The organism is Psychrobacter cibarius, assembly GCF_016107535.1.
GTDB lineage: Bacteria > Pseudomonadota > Gammaproteobacteria > Pseudomonadales > Moraxellaceae > Psychrobacter > Psychrobacter cibarius.
Map to the genome: position 1 here is coordinate 26,303 of NZ_JABASQ010000012.1, position 19,966 is coordinate 46,268.

General features: G+C 40.7%; 10 protein-coding genes and 5 pseudogenes. 8 read left to right on the forward strand and 7 right to left on the reverse strand.

Annotation, left to right across the window (positions count from 1 at the left end):
• Positions 1-33 precede the first annotated feature (33 nt).
• The 3 genes from JFC08_RS08435 to JFC08_RS08445 are packed head-to-tail and all read right to left on the reverse strand — an operon-like array spanning position 34 to position 3,825.
• On the reverse strand, positions 34-2,265 hold the full coding sequence (locus JFC08_RS08435; RefSeq protein ID WP_198330403.1) for a polysaccharide biosynthesis tyrosine autokinase: 2,232 nt from the start codon (positions 2,263-2,265) through the stop codon (positions 34-36).
• Positions 2,266-2,278: 13 nt separating this feature from the next.
• On the reverse strand, positions 2,279-2,722 hold the full coding sequence (locus tag JFC08_RS08440; protein ID WP_198330404.1) for an arsenate reductase/protein-tyrosine-phosphatase family protein: 444 nt from the start codon (positions 2,720-2,722) through the stop codon (positions 2,279-2,281).
• A 14-nt stretch (positions 2,723-2,736) separates the two neighbouring features.
• Entirely contained in the window at positions 2,737-3,825 is a 1,089-nt protein-coding gene (locus JFC08_RS08445; protein ID WP_198330405.1) for a polysaccharide biosynthesis/export family protein, read from the reverse strand.
• A 254-nt stretch (positions 3,826-4,079) separates the two neighbouring features.
• On the opposite strand from JFC08_RS08445, the pseudogene JFC08_RS08450 reads away from it, so the two are divergent.
• Positions 4,080-4,238, forward strand: a pseudogene (locus JFC08_RS08450) (IS982 family transposase); the annotation flags it as partial.
• Positions 4,239-4,734: 496 nt separating this feature from the next.
• Here the strand turns inward: JFC08_RS08450 and JFC08_RS08455 are convergent.
• Positions 4,735-5,400, reverse strand: a complete 666-nt coding sequence (locus tag JFC08_RS08455) for a 3'-5' exonuclease (protein ID WP_198330406.1) — start codon at positions 5,398-5,400, stop codon at positions 4,735-4,737.
• Positions 5,401-5,724: 324 nt separating this feature from the next.
• Between JFC08_RS08455 and JFC08_RS08460 the strand changes: the two are divergent.
• The 7 genes and pseudogenes from JFC08_RS08460 to JFC08_RS08490 form a co-directional block, all read left to right on the forward strand.
• Positions 5,725-5,976 (forward strand): annotated as a pseudogene (locus JFC08_RS08460) (transposase); the annotation flags it as partial.
• 127 nt (positions 5,977-6,103) lie between these two features.
• Positions 6,104-6,591 (forward strand): annotated as a pseudogene (locus JFC08_RS08465) (IS5 family transposase); the annotation flags it as partial.
• Positions 6,592-6,763: 172 nt separating this feature from the next.
• Entirely contained in the window at positions 6,764-7,645 is an 882-nt protein-coding gene (locus JFC08_RS08470) for an IS982 family transposase (protein ID WP_198330407.1), read from the forward strand.
• A gap of 192 nt (positions 7,646-7,837) precedes the next feature.
• Positions 7,838-8,404, forward strand: a complete 567-nt coding sequence (locus tag JFC08_RS08475; RefSeq protein WP_198330408.1) for a hypothetical protein — start codon at positions 7,838-7,840, stop codon at positions 8,402-8,404.
• Complete coding sequence (locus JFC08_RS08480) at positions 8,391-10,703, forward strand: hypothetical protein (protein ID WP_198330409.1); 2,313 nt, start codon at positions 8,391-8,393, stop codon at positions 10,701-10,703. The genes JFC08_RS08475 and JFC08_RS08480 overlap by 14 nt, the downstream gene beginning before the upstream one ends.
• On the forward strand, positions 10,696-13,851 hold the full coding sequence (locus tag JFC08_RS08485; protein WP_198330410.1) for a site-specific integrase: 3,156 nt from the start codon (positions 10,696-10,698) through the stop codon (positions 13,849-13,851). Before JFC08_RS08480 ends, JFC08_RS08485 begins: the two co-directional genes overlap by 8 nt.
• A 252-nt stretch (positions 13,852-14,103) precedes the next feature.
• A pseudogene (locus tag JFC08_RS08490) lies at positions 14,104-15,293 on the forward strand (IS256 family transposase).
• 234 nt (positions 15,294-15,527) lie between these two features.
• Here JFC08_RS08490 and JFC08_RS08495 read toward each other — a convergent pair.
• From JFC08_RS08495 to JFC08_RS08505, 3 genes and pseudogenes are all read right to left on the reverse strand, one after another.
• A pseudogene (locus JFC08_RS08495) lies at positions 15,528-16,815 on the reverse strand (IS3 family transposase).
• Between the two features lie 320 nt (positions 16,816-17,135).
• The gene (locus JFC08_RS08500) at positions 17,136-19,601 is read right to left on the reverse strand and encodes a DUF927 domain-containing protein (protein WP_198330411.1); all 2,466 of its coding nucleotides are present in this window, start codon (positions 19,599-19,601) and stop codon (positions 17,136-17,138) included.
• Positions 19,591-19,869, reverse strand: coding sequence for a helix-turn-helix transcriptional regulator (locus tag JFC08_RS08505; RefSeq protein WP_198330412.1), 279 nt, complete (start codon positions 19,867-19,869; stop codon positions 19,591-19,593). The genes JFC08_RS08500 and JFC08_RS08505 overlap by 11 nt, the downstream gene beginning before the upstream one ends.
• Between the last annotated feature and the right edge of the window lie 97 nt (positions 19,870-19,966).

Genomic DNA, 19,966 nt, shown 5'->3' on the forward strand with positions numbered 1-19,966 from the left:
AATGAATGTAATAGTTATTAATAGATGCAATATTTATTTATTATTGCCATAGGCGTAGCTGTAGTGATAACTGTATTTATCCATCACGCCTCGTTGTACATCATTCATGACGATGCCATCTACACGCACATGATCTTTAGTCAATTGGTTGATAGCATAGACGAGCTGTCTTTCTATTGAGCTGTTGTATCTTGTCACCATCAGTAGTTTATCCGCATACTGTGACAAAATAATCGCATCCGAAGCCGCTAGTATCGGTGGAGAGTCTACGACAATATAATCGTAATGTGCACTTAACTGCGACATCAGGTCATTGAACTTTTTGCTGGCGAGCAGAGTAGTTGGCTGTTTAGGGTGCTGGCCTCTAGGCATAAAGTCGATATTATCCATACCAGTAGCATGCACATATTCAGTAATCGATTGACTGGTGGTAGATTCATTATCTTCCTGTGATAAATAATCAGCCAAACCAACGTTTTGTTCTATATTAAACATCTTGTGCAGCTCACCCATGCGCATGTCGGCATCTATAATTAAAATCTTATGATCAAGCTGTGCAAAAACCTCTGATAAGTTAGCCGCGATAAAGGTTTTTCCAATCCCAGGGCTTTCGCCTGAGATGAGTATGACTTTAGCTCGCTGACCAGATTTGCCATGCTCTGGCATACCAAATATCAGGTGTGTTCTCAGGCTTTTTATGGCCTCGTAGCTTAGACTGTTATGATCGATATAGGCCAACAGACGATTAGGTGTTTTCTTATTTTTACCCAGTCGTGTGAGTGAGGAGGAGCGTGGAATGGTAGCAATGACGGGTACGCCCGTTTTAGATTCCAAACGATCTGGATCTTTGACAGTATTTTTGAGCATACTTTTGAGAAATACCAGAAGTATACCGAACAGTATCCCTGACAGTATTGACAGCATGACGATTAGCTGTTTTTTCGGTGCAATGGTTCGATACGTACTGATAGGCATATCGATAATACGTGCAAAGCCTATTTGACCTGCTTTAACAATCTTTAATTGCTCATAGTTTTTGAGCATAGTGAGATAAATCTCTCTATTAATGGTTGTATCTGCTGATAACTTCAAAAACTCTCTTTGGGTTCCAGGGAGTTTGGCAATATCACTCTTGATTGATTGCTTTCTATTATTAAGGACTTTAAGCTGATCATTGATCTGAAGAACTAACGGATGCTCTTCGGTATAATACGTCGTTAAGTCTGCTTTTTTTAACTTCAATTCATTGATCTGAGCATCAATTTGTGAGTTTTCTGCGACCAGCAGTCCAGATTCTTGACTAATATCGATACTGCCAGATCTTTCACGAAAATCATTAAAGGTAGCTTCAGACGCTTCTAGCTTTTGTTTAAGCAAAGGTATCTGCGTTTCCATAAAGCTAAGCGTTTTAGTCGTTTCTTCGGATCCTCGAGATTTGTTCTTATCGATATAAGACTCAACAATTTGTTTAAGTATCAAGGTGATTTGTTGTTGGTTTGAACCAATTAGGGACAGTTGAATAATCCCCGTTTTATCATTAAGTTCCGTCACTGTCAAAGCACCATTGATGGCGTCGGTTGTGTTTTGTAATGATTGTTTGGCGATAGTGATAGGGTGATCATTATCAGGTAAGTCATTGACGGTAATTTGGATAATACCGTCTGTTCCTCTGAAGTAGTTTGCTTTATTTAGTTGACCTTTAAAGTCATCAAAGCCATTGCTTAGTGTGAAATTATTATCAGTACCAGATTTTACTAAAGTAAAAGGCTGATCTAAGTAGGCTTGTGAGACATTTAACTGGCTGATCTGTACTTGCCCATCTGCAGTTTTAAGTGCTACACCTTCTGGTGTATTAATTTGAGTATGAGTGCGATCACTGTTTATCTTATCTAATGCGTTTATTGAAGGATCATTCAATCGAATGTCTAAGTGCAATAGGTCAACCACAGGCTTTAAGATCATACGCGACTTTATCAGTAGCGCCTCTGTTTGAGCAGGACTAACATCTGTCGAAACCAGATCCGAGATGTTGCTACCAAGGGCCGAAACGCCCTGCGATGTCGTGTCAATCTGTATTAATGCATCTGACTTATAAGTAGGGTTTTCATATCGGCTATATAGCACGCCTATGATTAATCCTAGTAATGCAAAAAAAAGCACAATTTTCCAGCCACGTAGCAACACGAACACTAAAGCTAGTAAATCAACATCATTACTACTTTTTTCGGTAGTCGATTTTGATAAGTTATTTGAATCTGTATTCATAAATGTTCACTATTTAACGGATTTTATTAAACCATGGACCCAAACTGTCGATAATGTTTTGTTTGGCAGTCTCAAATGCTCGTTCGTCGTGTCCGTAAGGATCAGCAATATCTTGATCAATCCAGTATCCGATTCTGAACGTTTTGCCACGACAGTGTGGCCATCTGTCTTCAATCCATTTGCTCTGACTGGTTGACATGGTCAAAATCAAATCTGCTTTCACTGTCAGATCTTCGCTAATCTGCTTAGCGATATGTTTGTTCATGTTTGCATTAATTGTTGGATTGAATGCAGTCATCACGTCCAGCGCCTTTGAATCAGCACCATGGCCAACCACTGCTGACAACCCTGCTGAATCAATGTGCTTATCGGGATAGGCATCCATTAAAAAAGTAGCGGCTATTGGGCTACGGCATATATTGCCCACACAAACCACCAAGATATTATTAAAACCCATAATACGATCTTCCTTTATAGACCTGAAATAGATCTAATGGCCGATGAAGAGGGTAGTAACGAGCTGATAATACGATTCCAGCGAGTCAAGCCAGTAGGATCAACATAGACAATATCGTTTGGGTGCATCTCAAAGCGATTGGCGAGAGAAAAGCTGGTAATAGATTGCATATCGACATAATAGATATTGGTCATAGGGTAGCCAGGATTGTCTCGAACAACATATATCTTAGCAGCGTCGGCTGTATTGGAGTTCAGACCATTAGATTCACCTAATACCTGCGCCAAACTGATACCTTGCTCAAGAATAGGAACGGGTGCTACTTTGCCAAACTCACCTAATACATAGATTTTATTGCGGCTCTGGCTATTCACATGGATTGAGTCACCATTTTTGATATATATTTGATTAGCTGATGACCCCATTTCTCTCAATGTTTGTAACCCAATATCGTAGCTGACCCCGTTACGGTTCAATACTATACTGTCAGAATCTCCGGTCGGTGTTGCACCGCCCGCCATAGAGATAGCGCTATATAAAGAAACGGGCGCATCTGCAATGTTGAATTCACCAGATTTACCGACTTCACCATCAATAAAGAATTTGTTGCCACGATATTCAGCCACTTTTACTTGTGGGTCTGGATACTTGAGGTAACGCTTTAACTGTCCACTTAAATTTGCAGTAAACTGTGGCACACTCATACCACTTGCTTTAATGCGTCCAATTAGTGGAAACTGAATGAAGCCCTGCTGATCAACTGGGTAACCTGTGGCTCCTGCAGCCGTAATATCAGGATAGCCTACCAAGATGATGCTTAGAATATCGGCTTGAGCTATACGATAATCTGCTCGACCAGAGTTTTTGATTAATTGTGACAACTCACTATTAGGTCTTGCTTTGGCTTGTTTGGGAGGTAAGGTTGCTAGGCTGAGCGGTTGGATATTAAATTGAATGCCATTATCTGCTTGAAACACACCACTAGGAGGCAATTCGCCAGCCTGCAGTCCAGTGTTTATACTCGCACACCCTGTCGTTAACCCAATCATAAGTGTTAAGGCAACAGTAACAAACAGCGATTGCCGATTTTTTGAAAAAACCATGAAAACTTTTACCTTAAATTATGATATGACGAATGCCTAAATCTTTTAAAAATTGAAAAGCAGTAGTTTAACATATTAAATTTATCAATTGAGTGGCTGCGCATATATTTAATGTACTATTGTTCTTATTTTGCAGAAGAGGTTTTATACATAACCCCAGTTCGGGATAAGCGCTCAAAAAAAAGATAAAAAAAGAAGCCCAAAATTGCTAAAGTAAGTTTACCAAGACAAACTTCACAAAAAGGACTTCTTACATGGACAACCTAACCGAACTATACTGCCATATTGACGACTTTTATCAGCAATTCAAACCTGAGTTTGACGCTCACTTAATCGCAACTGGCGGTCAGCGGCATCGATCCTGCCAGATAAGTGTAGCAGAAATAATGACGGTCTTGATACTGTTTCATCAAACCCCAATATTAAGCACATCACCTAAGTAAAATACTAACTAAAGAAAGGTTGCTAACACTATATTATGCATAGTGTTAGCAACCTTTCTTTAGTTCTATCAAAATCAGTTATACCGTATATGAGTTTATAATCTTAACCCCACTCTCAACTTTAAAAGTGATTGAAAAAAGAAGAGCATCTTACTAATCTATTGTTTTCGACCAAGAATACAAACCCCGATATTAATAGCGTCACCTAAGAAAAGTAAGTTTCATACCCCAGCCCTCTACACTATATAAATAATAGCATATAGAGCTTTTCCGAGTTGTCAGAGTAAGATTGATCCATGGCATATGCAGATATTGATGATATTTTAAACACCACAATATTGAAGGATTTATTACCTAATAAGTTATAGTTTTAATAAGAATTTGATCTGCTTTAGCGTTAACTATTTCTAGTGTTGATCTCAATTTTCAGTATAGCTCGACTATAAAATTGACTACGTCAGTGTATTTATAACGACTCTAATGCTTGCTGGCATGCTTGAGCTAAATAAGGGTCAACACTGTCCTGTTTAAGCAGCCATTTAATATAGCCAACACCTTCAGAGCTCGCAGCTAAATCTGCAATAGCCTCACCCTTATGTTTACCAAAACTTAAATGCGTAGGTATACGCGCTATTTGGCTAAATTCATATAAGCTATCCACATCATTAATAACATGACCTTGATTATTAGCCAGATCAATTAGACTACCAAGCACCAACTCAGTGAAGTAAATATCAGCAATGGCAGCATGCGCGTTCTTTGCTTGAGCACGCGCTATATCTCGGTGAAAGTGATAGAGGAGGGACACTAGCTTATGGCTCTCAAGCGTAGGGAGAAGGAAGTTTGCCATCGCATTGGTACAAATCAGACTAGGTATATGGGTCACGCCAGCATTTTTAAGAACAGCCATGTCAAAATCAATGTTGTGTCCAATTAAGTACTCAACACTGTCGGGCAGTCTAAAATCTGTATGAGGTGGCTCATCCGCAACATCCTCATTACATATATGTGATACCGCCATTGACCCTAAACTGATTTCTTTGAGAGGATTAAAGCGCTTAGCTCGCGGAGCTTGTAATACAAATACCTTGCCATCGTTTATTTCAACAATAGAATAGGCCGCTTCAGTCATTTGCGGTTCAAACCCCGATATCAATCAAGCCACCTGAGTACTCCTAAAAGCAGTAAGAACTTGCTAAGACTTGCCAGCAAAAGCTTAGTAGATCCTTTATACATTAGGCAGTCCATCACTCTGATATTTGCAATGCTTATCGTTGATAATGCTATACCCTGAAAAACTATGATATTGCTACCTGAGAAGTAAGGATCGTATTATCAAGAATAATTATTTTGCATGAGTAAAAGTTAGGGACTGTATAGAATTGAGAAAGCATTGAAAAAAATAAGCAACGCCTTACTCTAATGTTTACCACAACAAAGAAACAAGGCGTCACTTATGGCTCGCACTAAGCTCAACGATGAACATTGGCAGAAGCTATTTATTATATTGCGACAAATTAACGTATATAACAAGCCCAATCTAAGACGTACCGTTGAAGGCAGGTTGTACCGCATACGAGTAGGCTGTCCATGGCGAGACTTACCTTCTTATTTTGGTCATTGGTCTAGCATATATCATCAATACCGTTACTGGCGTAAAACCGGTAAATGGCAAAAGCTCATGAAGATAGTCACAGCAAACTATGATAGTGAATACGCCGCTCTCAACTTATTTTCATAAGTCACTGATTTTAAATATATTATAAATCAGTGACTTTCTTGAAACTAAATCTAGGCTAGTAAAATCAGGGCTTCGTTTAAGTTGAGAGTGGCGTAGTGAATGGTTATTTATAGACGGTAAGTACAGGCGCAGCCAGTCATCTTGATGAGGCCATTGGTAAAAGCGTTGCAGGTAATAGCAGCAAACTGCACTTAGTGGTCGATGCTTGTGGCAACCCTATACATGTTGAGCTGTCAGGTGGGCAAGTACATGACTCTAAGATGGCAAAGGCGTTGATATGTAGCACCATTAACAACCAGACTAAAGCGGTGATTGCAGACAGGGGCTACGATAGTAGCGATATTAGAGAGTGTGTCTTCAAGCACTGTGCTCAGTCAGTCAGTCATACCTGTTAAGTCGAACTCTAAAAGCAGTAACGACACACTAGATTGGTATTTGTATCGTTGCCGTCATTTGGTAGAAAACGCTTTTGCTAGATTGAAACATTTTAGGGGCATTGCCACGCGATATGATAAGCTCAAAGATAGCTTTGCAGCGGCGGTAATGCTCGCTTGTGTCTTTATCTGGTTGCCCCTGATTTGAATTCTATACACACCCTAGTTTTTATACTTCGATTTAGTTGAAATGTTCCCATTCTGAGCCCTTAATAAGTAACCCCAGTTCGGGATAAGCGCTCAAAAAAAAGATAAAAAAAGAAGCCCAAAATTGCTAAAGTAAGTTTACCAAGACAAACTTCACAATAAGGACTTCTTACATGGACAACCTAACCGAACTATACTGCCATATTGAAGACTTTTATCAGCAATTCAAACCTGAGTTTGACGCTCACTTAATCGCAACGGGCAGTCAGCGGCATCGATCCTGCCAGATAAGTGTAGCAGAAATAATGACGGTCTTGATACTGTTTCATCAATTACGTTATCGACAGTTTAAGGCGTTTTACTACCATCACATGCTTGGCATGATGAAACGGGCGTTTCCAAATCTGTCGAGCTACTCGCGATTTATAGAGCTTGTGCCGCGTAGTATCATGCCTTTATGTGCCTACTTGCAAAGCATGATGGGCGACTGTACGGGTATCAGCTACATTGATTCAACCAAGATAGCGGTTTGTCATAACAAGCGTATTTACCGTCATAAAGTCTTTGAAGGACTTGCAACCCGAGGTAAAAGTAGCATGGGTTGGTTTTACGGCTTTAAGCTACACGCCATTATCAATCATAAAGGTGAGCTGGTCTCCGTCAAAGTCACTGCGGGTAATACCGATGATAGAGCGCCTGTTAAGGATATGGCAACACCTTTGTTTGGTAAGCTATTCGGTGATAGAGGCTACATCAGTAAAGCACTGAACGAGTGGCTCACAAAACACAGTGATACTAGGCTGATAACGAAACTTCGGCGTAATATGAAACCGCAAGTACTCAAGCCGATAGATGAGGCGCTACTCAATCATCGCTCTTTGGTTGAGACGGTGTTTGGGGAGCTGAAAAACTTGTGTCAGATTGAGCATTCACGCCATCGTAGTGTCACGGGATTTATCACAAACTTGCTGTCAGGTTTGATTGCTTATTGCTGGTTTCCCTATAAACCCACCATCAAAAACATGCCTCAGCAAGGGCAGGTGGCTACATTGTAAATAGTATCAATGAGTTACAATGTGGCTTATCCCGAACTGGGGTTAAGTAACATTTAGTCTCACTTCCTAAGAGCTTTTTATTCTTATTGTCTATTGGCTTAATAATTAATTATATTAATAAAATCAGCTACTTGATAATTGTTATGTTATAACGTATCATTAATAATATGATGATTGTTATGGCGTTCTATAATGAAAAATAAAAGCCTTAAAGCGACCCAAAAATTGGTAGTGCTTACCTCACAAAATCTACGGGTTCATCCTGATGCAAAATCTGCCTTTATGGTTTGGCAGCAGCATCGATTACCTCTACTGCGACCACAGCTGGCAAGTTTAGATGACTATTATCGTCAACCACTACGATTGTGTGCTGTAGAAGATAGATATCAGTTTTTTAATACCTTTGCGCGTATTGATGAAGTAATGAAGCTCGAGACTAGATATCGACAGCCATGCTTAATTGCACCTGAGAGCAGTCATGATATTAAACGGCTAGCATGGTGTGAGGTGCTTAGTTTATCTAGGTTTAATGGTGTGGATCATCCCATGCTGTTTAAAGCGATATATCAGAATTCGCCAAAGCAGCTTATCTGTGAGCTAATGGGCGTGAACCGCTTAACGGTCGCCAGTTATTGTCAGTTCGCAGGTATTAGCCAAAGCGCTTATGAGTATCAGCAGTGCAAGGTGGCCAATGATGAGGTGATGCTGGGATTGCCCAAAAATATGAATTGGATGGACGCTTCTTATGAGTCAAACTAAATCGTTTGATGATGTGACTACTAGGCGAGTGTTGGATAAGCTTATCCCAATAGATTCACCACATCACATACGAATGTCTCAGCTTGTGATTGATGTAATTAGTTTGGTGCCAGATGATGATATTGGTTTAGTGTTTTCGACACCCTATGACAATCTTAAAGGCTTTACTGATATAGACTGTGAAGATGTGATTAAACAAATCATTCGGCAAGGTAAAACAGTAGAGTGGGCGGTTACCTATATGCTGATTGTCTTTTATCAGGTGTATGGCGAAGTTGATATAAATAATAATGCTTGGCGATTTATGAGCGGCTACTTAAAAGTGATATTTATGATCACAGTACGCCACGACAAACACTTTGCTAAAATAGATAAGCTTGGTGTGCGTGTTCGTATGGCCCTAAGACCTTCTGATCCACAACGTGGCATTCTCGAACAGTTAATTAGCATTCATGCGCAGTGCGATGGCTTATCCTCATGTTTGAGTCACATCAAACAGTATGAGGCAAGAGTCAAACAGGAAGAGGTAACGGGTAAAACAGCCAATCAATACCTAGGTAGTAAAATTGGTCAAATCAGGTTGGCTTATGAGGTGGCGATTGATAATAAGGCTTTTATTGGTAAAACCTATAATGAAGATACTAAACGCGTAAAGTCGGCTCAAACAGTCACCAAGACAGTGGCGCATATCAATGGTGAGCCGCTACAAAGAATAGTGTTTGGTACGAAACAATCAAAAAAGCACAGTAACGTGGCAAACGCTGAAAATATTGCCGATGACGATGAAGTGCCATTGCTAGACAATGACTTTAAGCCAGCCACACAAATTGCTAAATCCTCTGAGCTACAGCAGTGGCGATTGAAAAATAACTATCAACATACCCGCCGAAATCAATTTCATTTCCCAACCAATCATCGTCAGCTAAGCATTACCGGATACCAGATGCTATTTGCCACGCTTTGGCAGCGCTTTATTAGCGAGAATACAGAAGATAGGACTGGATATGCGGTATTACTGCTATCACTGTTAAGCGGTCTTAGTATGGATAGCATCATTGCTGATTGGCAATGCAGTTGCAGTCAACGTAAGTATTTCATTTATGACAGTACCTGTAAAATTAGTTGCATCGCCATCACGATTGATGTGACCACCAATACTCGAAGTCATCTGCTTGCCCACAGACAAAGCTATGGCGGTACCTTTTATCGCGCACTTCCTGAGGCTTTACAGATTATGCTTGAGGATAAAATTACCGTTTCATCCGATAATGTTAAAGCCGCCATCTCTTACGCTAAAGATATATTGAACCTGCCAGCACTAAGTCCCCAGTATATTGAAGCAGGGCTATTTATACTGATCAAAAATACGCTTAATCAGCCACTACATGCTGACATAATCACAGGCGTTGATGTAAGGCATAGCTCTGCGCTGTATTACACCAGCACTAAAACGGTAGAGCTAGAGCAAACTTATATAAAAGCGGTAGAGCTGATAACTGAATACTGCAATGATGAGCAAAAAGCACTCTTAATAGATGAATGTAGTGTACCGATGAACGGGCATAGAAGCCACATTGGTAGTGACATGGCACTAAAGACCACAATGTGCCAGCAGTTCTTTAATCAACTGGCTGTCAGTGCCGAGAGCTTTAATGGCAAGCTAAAATCCCGCATGGATCGCTATATTGCGCAGTTTAATAGCTATAGCATTTGGCTATGGCATATTGTTATGATCCAAACGGGTATCCGCCCAGTCAGGCACGCACCAGGGTTGCTACATCAGTTTGATTTTAAGCGGCGCACATTATGGGTATCCGATAAAGAAGAACGTCATGGCCAATCTGATGGCAGGCTCATTCCTCTTAGCAAGTTTTTGATAATGGCTATACAAAACTATATGACTTATATTGAGCAATTTGCCGCCATCTATAATCCATTATGTCCAGCAGCGCCTTATCCCATCAACGACATCTTGCAATCGGAGCGTCCTCTAATTCAGCTCTATAAAAAGAACCCAAAGGGCTTTACTAGCATTACGCCAAGCCAAGTTCGCTACCAGTTGCAAGACTTTTTAAGTCATCAGGATAATTGGCTGCGTCATCAGCTTAGATCTATGCTCACAGGGCGCGTGCCCGACTATCTGATTTGCGCCCTTTACGGTCATGAGCATGCTGATCAGGAATTTATGCATCCGATGTCATCAAGCTCTATCAATCAGCTGCACCAGCTCAGTCCCCATTTAGATGCGATTGCTACAGAGCTTCACTTAAAACAAATTCAGGTTCGTCTATATGGATAATATTAGCGCTCATAAACTGCGACAGCTTAATAGAGAAGAAGATAAAAAGAGTGTCAAGCGTGATGCTAAAGCCCTAATTAAAGAATATATCAATCAAGATTCTATGCAGCCGCCTTATGAGCTGCCGCATCATTATAAAGCGATTAACCAGTTACTAGAAGAGAAGTTCGATACCGCTCAAAAATTCCAATTGGCGCGTCGCGGGTTTTTAGAGTTTGTTCGTGATTATAATAAAGCTCATCAGATATACCTTAATGAGCCTGTTGTACCGATACTGGCGACTCGTGAGCGCTTGACCATTAACTATGACTGGTTTGTGAACGGACGCGCTGTAGCAGACAGTAGCGCGACAATGATAGAGGTTTGGCAAAGAAAACGGCGTTTTTCAGTGAATGACTTGGTTGAAGGGGTACTGTATTGCAGCATAATGTATGGTGGTATTAACGACATTGAGGTGTTAAAAGCGCTCTATGATTGGCTGTTTGGTGAGCGCCGTATATATAAAATTAACATGCCAGCGACTGATGAAAAAAGCAGGATAGAGCATTTGGCTATAATACCGCTTAGAGTGCGTGATGATAATTATGGAGCTACGCTAGATGACAGCGAAAGCTTACACCGTTTTGTTGATTATATTCCCGATGATATGAGCCTGTGTTTTTTATATGCTCTAAAGGATAAAGAGTTAAACACTGCCAAGATAAAGCCATTTAATACCATAATCAACGATATCTCAAAAACGCTTAAACTTACCAATAAAGATATCGATCGCCCGCAGCATTCACTGCTCATTAAGTATGCCAACTACCACTGGCGACAGCTAGAGGGTAGTCTAATCGATGGTGCGCTAGCCGTGGTGAAACAAGGCGATATTAAAACCACAAGTTTGCCTACTGATAAGCTAATCCATTATAACCGAGAACTTATCAATCAAAACCCTGAGCCACTCGAGTGGTCTGAGCTGTTTGATGCCAGTTATCAGACGGTAGGAAAACCGCAGGACAAGAGAAATGCCACAGTTTATCCAAGCTTTAGCAAAAATCTGATCAAAGAGCTGCAAGATGCGCTTAAATTGACTAGAAACGCCGCTATTTTCACTATAACAATATTAATGACAGACGCTAGCCAGCCTAATGCGCAACGCTTGCTTAGCTGGGCGTTATCATTACTGGATGATCATAGCATTCGGCTCAATACCATCAGTAAATATATCGGCTGCATTGGTCGCGACTGGTTGATGCTGACAATGGATGAGGACGTTGATCAGTGGGATGACAATGACTTTGAGGAAGTTTATGAGCAGATTATTCAGAGTAAGGTAAAAGATGGCCGCAGGGTATCTGTACTAAGCAAGTCATCAGAGTTTGATGATGATATTTCTAGTAGTGTAGATAATGATAACCATGCTACTGCTACTGGTCAACCGCCATCTTATCTTGATCGTTTAAAAGATAGCCAGAAATTTACTTATGGCCGTCTAAAAGCCTTTCATGATCACCAGCGTATACACTTTGATGCCCCTTATGTATATTTTCCATGGGGGAGTAATAGACAGGTAGTAAAAGCCAATATGATATCACCACGTGTCTATCATGCAATGAAAGATTATATTCAGTCATCAAATTTAGAGATCGATCAAAAGCAGCTATGTTTTATTGTACTGGCGCTTGCTTATCGCACAGGTATGCGTATCAATGAAATTATTGGCATTAAGGTTAGCGACATTGCTGATATAGGGTTTATTAATGGTAAAGTGATTGAAGCGCCAAAAATAATCCTCAGACCCAACCGCTATCGTAGGCTTAAAAGTAGTAGTGCCAAAAGGGTATTACCGATAGATAGTCTTTTCAAGGATGACGAGTTACAACTGTTCATCGCACTCTATTATCAACACAAAAGATTCAAGCGCCGTTATTTATTCTCACAAGGCTCAGGTGATCAGCCACTGCCGTCCGTATTCTTTAGTAATATGATGAAAATGATATGGGATAGACTACTTATTACCCATGACTTTACCTTTCATAGCTTTCGGCATACCGCAATTAGCCAATTGGCACTGGTGTTAAGCGGCTCGCCACTTACGCAGTTAATGACAGATTATGATACAGCCCATAGTGACACTATCACTAAAGCCGTGCTTGCTAATAATAAAGAAAAAGGGATGTGGTTTGGGCTGGCTAGCCTTGCTGGGCATCTAACGCCAGATACTACGTTTGAATATTATATCCATACTGCGCACATATTGGCTGGATGGCAAATGAGTCAAGCCAAGCTTGCTATGCCGATAACCGTATTTGAGATGGTGACAGGTATTGGTTATCAGACGGTGAATAGACAGGATAATAGGGCATATGCTACTAACACTAAACAGATTCATCTTGATAAAATGCGTGGCTATTTAATTGGCAAGGTTGTGAGCAAAGAGTCTCTATTTTCTTATGACAGCATATCAGCTAATACAGCTTGCCAGCAAAACACACAAAATGACGCAGTAGAAATTCAGTCGTCTATATTTATCCATCCTAAAATTTATGATGTGATTGCATTGTTAGAAGAGCTTCAAAACATAAGTATTGATAAAAGAGCTGAGCGGTTGGCAGAGGTCGCACTTCGGCATGGCATTCCTATCCATGAAGCTAGACAGATTTACGATAGAGCTTGCCAGACTTTTACCGATGATAGGTTGCTTTTGAGTGCGCCAACGGGACATAAAAATCAAGAGATTTTAGTTAAAGCACTTGATCGTGCGTATCAGATGTCAATTGATGAGTCTGCTAGACTGAAGTCGTTTGTAGAAATATTTGTAGATAAACAGAACTTAAACACTTCATCGACCCATTTTGGGATTAAAGAGGCCCAGATTGAAATGCTACAGCAGTTCGTGACAGTAGGTTGTCAGCTGATTGATGCCAGTCATTGGCAGATTAGAGCGCATAGTGAGCAAGCAGTAAGAGATATTAAAAAAGAGCTAGGGCTCGATAGCTTAATACGTGTTGGTGCTCGTGAGAGTTTTCATGGTTATGATGTTAGGGTAATACAGAAAAAGTGTAAGCGGTCTGATAAGAATTTAGCTAGTACTTATGAGTATTACTGCTCTTCGGGATTGTTGAAGTATTTAGGATATTTACTAGCCATAACGATTGATTAATTTAGTCATGTATTTAAGTAGATGGGATGTTTCATTATATCCTTGTCCCATCTGTCCCGAAGTATTTTTATGCTGTGGGACAAAATATAGCCCTTATACTGTCTAGGTTGTCCCACTTGTCGCGACTGTCCCAACAGTTTCAGCTATTTCTGCCAAAATACTTTTTATACGAGTTCCTAAAGTATAGCTGCATAGGGAGCCTTTCCTACAAAGTGTGTAACTGCTTATAATCCACTAACAAGAGAATAAGCGATGACTAACCAAACGGACCTTAAGAAACTAGCTGAACAGATGGCTGGTAGTATGAACAGCTTTGATGACATCAAAGACTTCCAAAAGCAACTCATGCAACTCTTTATCGACACTGCCCTTGAAGCTGAGATGGAAGACCATCTTGGCTACCTCAAGCATGAAAAGGCGGATAAGCCTAACAAGCGCAACGGGCACACTAAAAAGACCGTCCGTAATGATAGCGGCGATCTTGAGATCTGCACCCCAAGAGACCGCGGTGACAGCTTTGAGCCTGTACTCGTCAGTAAGCATCAAATCCGTATCTCAGGTCTTGACGATAAAATCATATTCTTCTATGCCAAGGGGCAAACGACCACTGAGATCGTCGAAACCATTAAAGAGCTTTACGACGTCGATATATCCAGCAGCTTAGTTTCAAGAGTCACTGACAACATCTTAGAGGACATAACTGCGTGGCAGAACCGGCCATTGAGTAGTGTTTATCCTATTGTCTACCTAGACTGCATTGTCGTCAAAGTACGTCAAGACAAGCAGATCATCAACAAGGCTATCTATCTGGCGCTAGGCGTGGGACTTGATGGTAAAAAAAGAGCTGCTTGGTATGTGGCTATCAGAAAATGAAGGGGCTAAGTTCTGGCTGGGCGTTCTCACTGAACTACACAACCGTGGAGTACAAGACATCCTAATTGCCTGTGTCGACGGTTTAAAGGGTTTCCCTGATGCCATTAACACAGTCTACCCCAAAGCTCAGGTTTAGCTGTGTATCGTGCATATGGTGCGTCATTCGATGAAGTTTGTACCATGAACGGATAAAAAGGCAGTAGCGGCTGATTTTCGAGATAGCAGAGGCCAATCTTGAGCACTTTGATGAGGTGTGGGGCGATAAGTATCCGCATGTCATCAAGTCTTGGCGCAATAACTGGGAGAGCTTAACGGTGTTCTTTGGCTACCCTAAAGACATTAGAAAAGCGATTTATACCACCAATGCTATTGAGTCGCTAAACAGTGTCATTCGGACAGCAGTGAATAAGCGTAAGGTGTTTCCATCCGATCAGGCAGCATTCAAGGTAGTCTATCTAGCAACTCAGCAGGCGTCCAAGAAGTGGTCGATGCCCATCCGTAACTGGACGTCTGCTTTAAATCGCTTTATGATTATGTTTGATGAACGTATCAGCAGGCATTTAATCTAAATGGCAGTTACACAGAATCTGGGATGGTCTCTTCATAGGTTCTATTTTTCCCTATAGTGAAAATTTATGTAATTATGCTCGGTTTGAAAATTTTATTGAGTTTGTTCAGCGTAGCTCAAGTCTATAATTTGTAATTGCTAAAGATGTTGTCGTTATTTAGGAGGTTATAAAATTCTAACGTAACTATTTGACCTATGCTGTCAAATCTGTAGTCATTCACTTGGAAGGTTATAGTTACGCAGCTAGACGATAATAATCAAACCACATCTGTCTTGGTGTTTTATAGCCTAAATCCTTTTGAGTTCTAATCCCACTTCGAGTACAGCTCTTGTCTTGCGTCGCTGCAAAGTAGTGCTTTGCTAATTCGCTTCTCATTATAGTCTAACTCAATATATTTAGTGATACCGCTGATGGCTTCGAATCTTGTTTTATAGTCTTGGTGATACACCAGTTTATTCTTCAACGTACCCCAGAAACTTTCTATTAGAGCATTGTCAAAGTAATGATCACGCTTGAACATTGAGCCTTTCAACTTATGCTGCTTAATGATAATCATTGCTACAGTATTGACTTCCTCTATCAGAATGCACAATCAGCCTTTGGCTGGGTTGTGCATTCTTAATTACCATATTTATGAGCGCATGACAGACTAAGTCTGCTTTCATTACGCTTATTGATGGCGTAACCGACCAGTTTTTTAGTGTAGAGGTGTTTAACGCCTGACAAGTAAGCCAGTCCTCGTTTGTCATATATAGGTAATGTTACTAACCCATGACTCGTTAGGACGATTAGTATCGAAATTCTGATCAAGCAGGTTTGGATATATCCGCTTGTTATGGTTTGAGTTAATGGTGATTTTAAAGTGCTTGGGACGACAGCATTGAATGCCGTATTCTTCTTTAGTGCGTCTGATCAAGCATTTACTGATGGCATAATCCTGCTCTGTGAGGTGAGCATTCAATCTCTCAACACCATAGTACCGCTTAGTTTCATCATGAGCTACGCGAACTAGTAACTCACACTGCTTGCGATTAATCTGCTGATTACTGATACCACGATTTATCCAGTTGTAATAGCTTGATGGCTTAACATCTAATACGTGACACATGCAGGTGATGCTAAATATTTTTTGGTTATCCTTGATAAAGACGTACTTCATCAACTGTTACTGCGGGCATAACCCTACGTCTTACGTCACTAGAATAGTCTACTAGACTATTTTTTAATGTTCCTCATTCGCCAACTATGTCATTGCCTTTTTTAGAATGTCTCGCTCTTCATGAGCAACTTTAAGACCACGTTTAAGACGTTTATTTTCTTCTAGTATAGCCATGAGCTCAGGATCATATTGCTTGGTGCCGATAAACTTGCCTTCATTCGCTTTGTTCTGCCAGTTAGATAAGGTCTGCATGGCTATACTAAGCTGCTTTGCAGTCGTTGAAACATTACCATTATTATCTGCTATCTTTTTGACGGCTTTAGCTTTGAAAGCTGCACTGTAGGTTCTGATTTTTTTAATCATGATAACCTCCTCATTGAGTCGTTAGTTTACCAAGTTTGGTTCTACAGTTTATTCAGCATAGCTCAGTTTTTTAAAAACCAACCACAGAAAAAGGTAGACGCTTAACGCCTACCTCCTATCACTTTACCTATATTATTTTGCTGTACCTTATTTTATTTGCTTGCGACACTTGGGACAACGGGACAATATCCATTTTTATTAGCTTTCAGCTGTCCCAATGCATCTTTACGTTTTGGGATACTTGGGACAGATTAACAAATAGCTGTGTTTTGTCCTAGCCGCCCTAAAGGGGGTTTGTGGCTTTGAACAGTGTTTAGCTCTTATTTTGCATGGGTTGTTGTAGCTATCCCAGTGCTTTTATTCGTTTCGTAACTTAATATGTTAGCTTTTATCACATAAAAGGGTTGACGGTTTTTAAAAAATGTTTTAGGTGATTTATATGCTTTACGGTCACCTTGATTACGCATCAAAAGATTAGCATTATCTAATACTTGCAAGACTTTTTTAGTGTTAAAAGGTGGACATACTTGCATATCAAAAGTATTCATTAAAAAATAATAATCTCCCGTTTTAATATGGCGATAACCTACACGGTTAGAGGTTTTGGGCTCAAAGTCTGCACATATATGACTATGGCGCGGTTCAAAACGGCTTGATCCATGCTGCTCAATAAACGCTTGAATATGTTTAATTATTTGGCGCTGTTCGTGTTCACCATCATGTCCATAGTTATCAAGCCAATTATTAAGGCACGTCATAACGCCTGTTGTCGCTTGTCCTGCTTGCCAGCCTGTAATGCCCGCTATTGTTGCCATCTCACCAGCTGCGGCAACAATAGCGAAGCGTTTAGCTACTCTATGCGCTTGCGGTGCTAATTTAGGATAATGACTCATAAAGTCACTGACAAGCTGCTTAGCGGTTGCTGTGGTCGCTGCTTTGTCGATAGTGATATGTTCAAGCCATGCTATGCCAGCCACACCAAAGCAAATGTGTGATGATTCCTTGATCTTATCGGCTTGTGCTGCGCCTGTGTCTGCTAATACCAAACTATCAAACGTCTTTAAACCCTTATCAGCATCAGCATTAATATGAGCTATGCGAACTTCAATACCTGCATTAGTCTTTTGTCCTGCTTGTGCCATAAAGTTTTGTAGTGACTCCTCACCATTAGATAAAAAGATAATGCGCCATGTTTTGGCTATGCGGTTATGTCCTGTAGTGGTACTTCTGCCTTTACCTTTTCCATTAGCCAGCATATAAACGCTGTTACCTACTATTCGTGGATCACATTCGCTTATTTCATCTAAGGGTAAAAAGCTGTCGTTATGCTCGCTTGCTGTGCCCTCTAAGGCGTTATCAGTGCTGCGCCATGTCTTGGTATAGTTGTCAGGATTACCCCATACACTAGCAGCCACTTTAAGCGATAATGACTTACCCATACTTGATGAACCTACAAAATGAAAGCCACCCCCATCATCATCGAGTAGTTCTAGTAATTGACCAGAAAACGCGCAAGCAATCGAGAAAACAAAACGGCTTTGACCTGCCAGCGGTTGGGATAGCTCACTGCGCCATTGGGCTAGTGTACCTTGCTGGGCTAATGTGCTGTTGATAGCATTAGCAGATTGATAGACAGTGATCTGCTTGTCATCACCACCTATTGAGCCATTAGCTAAAATATACTGCTCACCATGCCAGCCTAGTTTATCCACGCATAACGCCCGTTCGTGAATAGGGTAGTTTTGAATATAGGTGTCTAAGTAGCTGCGCTGCTTGGGGTTGGTGGTAATGCTTAATCCTTGACTGGCTAGCTCTCTACGATATTCACGGGCATCACCTTGCAGTAGCGATAGGGGCATTGACCATGTATGTTGTTCATTGTCATCATCACGCCATTGTAATAACCGCCCCCATGTACCGCTATTGGTGTCCCGTGTTTTAGCGATAACCTCAATGGGTGAACAGACAAACGCCTTAAACTTAAAGGTTATGTTTGCTGGATCATCGAGGTTATATTTCACAAAATATAGCCCATCATGATATAGCTCAAAACGTCCATCTTCATAGACCATAGGCGCGTTAAGCTGTGATGTTTTGTCTTTGCGCCATTCAGGATAATAGGCGGTGTCTGCCAGCTGTATGAGCTCGCTATCATCTTTTATAGCGTTGTAGCTTTCACCTGCTTGCAGCTTAGTGACGATATGAGCATCAGTAACTAAGGCTTGCGCTCTTACACCTGCCAATAGGTTTGTTAAGCCTTTATTATCAAGTGTCATAGGTACGGTAACTAATGATCCACTACTCCAATGCTGCACCATCTTTTTAAAGTATTGCCTAGTCTTTTGAGGGCTAACAATGATGGTCTTATCGCTAGCCATTAGGTGTGAATGAACCTCTATACCATCATCTATAGTATCAAGTGCTATCACCTCATTGGCTTTGTCAGTGCTACCCATGACGATAGCGCCATAGCCTGTAGGGTCAATAACTATCGGCTTGGCTTTACTGTTGGGTGTGTAGAATACTGCGCCTACAATGTCACCTTGTTTATCAATCAATCTTAGGGCTATCGTGCCAGCAGTAGGTTTAATTTTGCCAACTTCATCATCATAGTATATAGTAGTGTCACCTGTAACGGATATCAGCCGTTTAGGTTCTAGTATTTCAAAAATTTTTATTAGAAAAGTATCACTTGCCAGCTCTGTTAGGGTTGCAGGAAAGCAACTCTGTAATATAGTATCAACGCCCATATTCTCAGCATGGGCTTTTTTGTTTTCAGATTTCATTTTCACTCTCCATATTTTCATTAGAAGAGAGCGAGCTTTTATACTTTTCCAGCCAATTGATTACATCTATGTTGCGCCATGCTACTATATTTGATGACAATTTGATGCTTGCAGGAAACCTACCATTGTTACTCCATTCATGGAGTGTTGTTCTAGAAAATGGCAAAAGTGGCAGGATGTCTTTAGCGCGTGACATGCCTTGAAGTGGCAATAGTTTTGTTAAATCTTTATTGTTATGGGTTTTAGTGGGGGTGTTAGATTCTAACATTCTATGTCTCCATATGATCCGTGACGGGGTGTCTCGGTATGGATAGAATAGGGTAGTAATTCTATATAGTCATCGTAACTTGCGATTCGCAAATCGC